Source organism: Luteimonas padinae, from assembly GCF_014652935.1.
Classification (GTDB): domain Bacteria; phylum Pseudomonadota; class Gammaproteobacteria; order Xanthomonadales; family Xanthomonadaceae; genus Luteimonas; species Luteimonas padinae.
The window spans coordinates 1-4,370 of sequence record NZ_BMZT01000022.1 but is presented as its reverse complement, the minus strand read 5'-3'; the positions used below and the strand labels follow the sequence as shown (position 1 = coordinate 4,370).

Genomic DNA, 4,370 nt, shown 5'->3' with positions numbered 1-4,370 from the left:
CGAGGATGCGGCGCAGGGTCGCCAGGCAAGACCAGAAGCTGTCAGCTCTTTTACAACCGTCCGTGATTTCGGGGTAGAACCCGAACCAGACGATTAGCAGAATGATTGAACGCGGTCGCCGCACGAAACTTCCCCCTGAGGCCTAACACCTGAGTTAAGCCGAACTGCGTAGTGGAGCCAACAACATGGCAAGCTTTACCTGCCATGTTGTTGGTGTAACGAAGTAGTTTCGGCTTGAACGAATTGTTAGGCGCCGACCTTGACGGTGGACGTTTGTCCGTTGGCTTGAACGGACGCGATACCTGCGTCGCGTGAGGCTGCCGACGCATACATTTGGCTGGTGCCGATGACCTGGTGATTGGCAGCCTTAAGCGTGAAATAGGACTTTCCGTTGCTCGATTCCTTCTTCTCGTACCGGGAAGCGTCGGCCGAGTTGGACTGCACAGATGCAATGCCATTCTCTGCAGAGTCCTTCGACTTATAGAGCTCGCTTGTGAGTATGGTTTCAGCGTTGCCAGCCTTCAGAACGAAGCGGAACTGCCCATCCGAGCTATTACCCAGTTCGAACCAACCTGCCATGTCGTTCTCCTTGTCTCTTGCGGTGATGGAAATCGAGTTGCGGTGAAGTGTGTGAGACGCCTAACACCTGAAGCGACTAACGCCGCCAGCACTTTCCTCAAGACTTCGAGTGAGCGACGCTGACCATAGTTGGTGTTGTAAGCTGCGCTTTGAACCGCGACAACCATTCGTTCCTTTGGTAGCACGTAAATTTTGTTACCCCCGTTTCCGGAAGCGAAAAAGTACTGGAACTCGCGCCCTTCAATGTTCAGCGTGTGCAGGTACCAGCCATACCCATATGCGTCATAGTCATCCCATGGAACATCGAATCGGCCAACGATGGAAGTTTGTACCCATGTTTCTGGGACGACCTGAATCCCATTCCATCGTCCTCCATCGAGGTAGAGCTGACCCAGCTTCAACATGTCCCGCGCACGGATGGCCAAATTTCCTTGTGCCACCGTCCGGCCTGATGGCTCTGATCTCCAGTCAAAGTTCGTAATCCCAAGCGGCGCGAACAAATGTTTTTTAGCGTGTGACGACAGGGATTCCATAGAGGCTTCCTCAACGAGGACGCCAAGAAGGAAAGTGTTGACGGAGGCATACGACCACCTACTGCCAGGCTCATCTGCCATTGGAAGATCAAGCGAGAACCTTACCCAGTCGTCAGACTCCCAGAGAAAGTCTTCATTCCCGGGTGAGTCGGAATTGTCGTCATCGGCATGCAGGCCAGATGCCATGGTCAGCAGGTTTTCAACTGTGATCGCTTGCTTTCGTGGCCCGTCGTTGGCGAAAGGAGCATAGGCAGATAGCGTAGAGAAGACGGGTTCTTTGACGTCAGCGATGAGCCCATCTTCGATGGCAATTCCGACCATCATGGAGGTGATGCTTTTTGTAGCGGAACGAATGTCATGAAGTGATTCGGGATCATGCCCATTGAAGTAGCCTTCAAAGGCTATCTTTCCGTCTTTGGCAATGACAACGCTGCGAAAGTCGCTATGCGGGTCCGCATGAATGAAATCTGTGAGCTCTGAGAGCTTCTCATCATTCAGTCCTGCGGCTTCGGGCGTCAAGGTCTGCCAGCCATCATTGATTCTGCTTTGGGCAATCGATTCACCATCAGTTCGTTGCGCCGAACTACAAGACGCGGCTACCAGCGCCAAGATAAAAAATAGCAAATACTTCTTCATGCGCGCCTCGAAATTTGGTGTCGCCTAACACCTAAGCTAAGCCGCGCCGCAGCGGGGCGTGAAGCACATGGCAAGCTGCACCTGCCATGTGGTTTGCGCCCCGATGTGGCGTCGGCTTGAGCGCATTGTTAGGCGCGAATGCGGCTGTTGTAGGCATTGGCGAATAGGTCATAGAGTCGCATGGCGTCTGCTAGCGAGTACGTTAACGTAGTTCGGAACTTCCGATCCGCTTGGTTGAGATAGAAGTTGAACTGGACATTCGCATCACCTGACCAATTGGAGATGATCGAAATTCCTCCCCTGCTCGGTGTGTGTGTCACAAGATCCGATGCCACCGTGCAAACTGCCATCTCAGCGTTCGGTTGCAGCAACGGATTCAGCGCAGCATCTATGCACTGTTTCAGTCCCATGCAAAACGCAGCAAAGTTGTCCACGTCAAGCTGAAACTCTGACGTTCCTGCACTGTCGTGCTGCAGTTGCAGCACCCACTGATCTACACGGTCAGTTGCAAAGAACTCCATCAAGCATTCGTGAAATTGCGCGGCGAATAGCCTGCTGGTTGCTTCTGGATGCACTGACACCACGATACGCCCCCATTTAGCGCCTAACACCTAAGTTAAGCCGCGCCGCAGCGGGGCGTGAAGCACATGGCAAGCTTTCTTTTCCATGTGGTTTGCGCCCCGATGCGGTGTCGGCTTGAACGCATTGTTAGGCCGCGCTACCGCGACTGCCACAGCACGACCGGATCCATTGTCCCGCCAGGTAGCAGCACAATGTCTTTGCCACCGTCCACTGTCCGAGGCTGAACAAGGAGAGTGACCTTATCGTCCCCACAGCCTGCAAGATGTATCCGCCCCCGGCCTCCGTCCAGAACGATGCCCATTGGCCGAAGATCCGAGAAGGCCGCTGATTGGTCAGCACCGTCGAGGAACTTCATATCCGGACTACCGAGTCCAAGGTCCTCCATGTCTTGGTAAACCTGCGTAAGTCTCTCTTGCGACAAACCCTTGGCAAGAGCTAACGCTTCCTCTTTGCACCCGCATGATCCACAGGCACTCAGTAGCAGAGCCAGAAGAGCAGTTGCAAATGTTCGAGAGCGCATGATGAGCGGCCTAACACCAGAGTTAAGCCGCGCTGCAGCGGGGCGTGAAGCACGTGGCAAGCTGTATCTGCCGCGTGGTTTGCGCCCCGATGTGGCGTCGGCTTGAACGACTCGTTAGGCCGCCGCTGCCTGGCACCCGTGCCCGCCATGCGACGCCCCAACCCCTGAGCCGAACAATACAATAAGTCTTGCCGAGCAGCTCGGGGCTGGCGCCTGTTGAGCTCGCAGCGGGAAGGTCCGGCTCGCGCGGCCCAGAACTGTCACCGCGCCCTTTCCGAAGTCGACCCGGCAGGTCGAATCTTGCGGAGAGTCGCGCCTGTCCGAAGCCGGGGTGCTGAAGGGCTGACTGCAGATGCCGTCACCGCGCGTGCGAGATGCAAACGCCGCGGATGAGCGAGATGCTACAAGTCACATTGAGCCTGACAACGGCAGTGCGGGGAACAAGGCCTAACACCTAAGTTAAGCCGAGACGCGTAGTGGAGCAAGGCACATGGCAAGCTGTACCTGCCATGTGGTTTGCGTAACGAAGCGGCTTCGGCTTGAACGCATTGTTAGGCCGCGCCGCCAGACAGCCTGCCCCAAGACTGCCGAAGGCCCACAAGGTGGACGATGCCGATCAGCAGGCAGATTGAAGAGCTTACGACCCAGAACGTCATGCTGTTTCCCGGGAAGTACGCCATGACCGGCGCGAACGCGACGCCCCGGACAGTGTAGATGGCGGTGATTGCGCAGAGGGCGGTACGGCGCAACGGCAGCTTGCGAATCACGCCGGCTCCGGACAGGGCGTAAGCACTCCACGCAGCAAGAACGCCGGCAATGACCAGGGTAACGACGGTGGGATACCAGTGGCCGGCCAAGTACAGCTGCGCCATCTGCTCTCCGGCGCCCAAGAGCCGAAAGAGCGGAGCGCCTACTACCAGACACGCCAGATGCATGAGCGCGGCGAGCCCGCTAAGGGCGGCGCCCACTACCAGAAGCTTGTTGGTCGAACTGGCCATGTAGCTCCCCAGCGGCCTAACGCCTAAGTTAAGCCGACTCGTGCAGCGGAGCCAAGAACATGGCAAGCTTTTTCTGCCATGTTGTTGGCGGAGCGAAACGAGTTCGGCTTGAACGCACTGTTAGGCCTCATTGTGTTCCATCCAGTATTGCCATGCATCTACCAGGCCTGCTGCGTAGGAGGCGGCTGCATTTGTGCTGCCATCGCTGCCAACTGCCGAAATTTCGGAATCAACCAGGCAGTCCAGTACGGCCTCAGCCAGATCGTCATCCAAGGCCAGTCGAAGCCAAATGCTACCGGGTGTCTGATTGTGTCCAGCCGGTAGCTCAATGGGTTCCGACGAAAGTTGATCTCGTACGGTGGAAGCCAGAGTTGGATCGTTTGCGGAAACAACTCCGAGGATTGTCTCTAAGACGTCATTGCGAATGACGCCGGGACCGCCTTTGGTTGCTTTGTACTCGGTTGCGTCCATGGTGGGAATGAGGCCTAACACCTGAATCACTTGATCTTGGTGTATGTGAGT

The 4,370-nt window shown here is 56.1% G+C and carries 5 protein-coding genes; all 5 read right to left on the bottom strand.

Annotated features, from left to right (window positions below; genetic code table 11):
- Window positions 1-246: 246 nt before the first annotated feature.
- Window positions 247-579 carry a YegP family protein gene (locus IE168_RS14340; protein ID WP_189499481.1) on the bottom strand — a complete coding sequence of 111 codons (333 nt, stop codon included), beginning with the start codon at window positions 577-579 and terminating at the stop codon, window positions 247-249.
- A complete protein-coding gene (locus IE168_RS14335) occupies window positions 522-1,748 on the bottom strand; it encodes a serine hydrolase domain-containing protein (RefSeq protein ID WP_189499479.1) in 1,227 nt (408 codons plus the stop codon). Before IE168_RS14335 ends, IE168_RS14340 begins: the two co-directional genes overlap by 58 nt.
- Before the next feature lie 128 nt (window positions 1,749-1,876).
- Window positions 1,877-2,269, bottom strand: coding sequence for a hypothetical protein (locus IE168_RS14330; RefSeq protein ID WP_189499477.1), 393 nt, complete (start codon window positions 2,267-2,269; stop codon window positions 1,877-1,879).
- Window positions 2,270-3,401: 1,132 nt separating this feature from the next.
- Window positions 3,402-3,848, bottom strand: coding sequence for a hypothetical protein (locus IE168_RS14325; protein WP_189499475.1), 447 nt, complete (start codon window positions 3,846-3,848; stop codon window positions 3,402-3,404).
- Window positions 3,849-3,968: 120 nt separating this feature from the next.
- A partial coding sequence (locus IE168_RS14320) for a hypothetical protein (protein ID WP_229823621.1) occupies window positions 3,969-4,370 on the bottom strand: 402 nt, incomplete at its 5' end.

Excerpts from the sequence above, each read along its gene's own strand:
- IE168_RS14325 (WP_189499475.1), bottom strand. The coding sequence starts at position 3,848 with ATGGCCAGTTCGACCAACAAGCTTCTGGTAGTGGGCGCCGCCCTTAGC.
- IE168_RS14340 (WP_189499481.1), bottom strand. The coding sequence starts at position 579 with ATGGCAGGTTGGTTCGAACTGGGTAATAGCTCGGATGGGCAGTTCCGC.
- IE168_RS14330 (WP_189499477.1), bottom strand. The coding sequence starts at position 2,269 with ATGGAGTTCTTTGCAACTGACCGTGTAGATCAGTGGGTGCTGCAACTG.
- IE168_RS14335 (WP_189499479.1), bottom strand. The coding sequence starts at position 1,748 with ATGAAGAAGTATTTGCTATTTTTTATCTTGGCGCTGGTAGCCGCGTCT.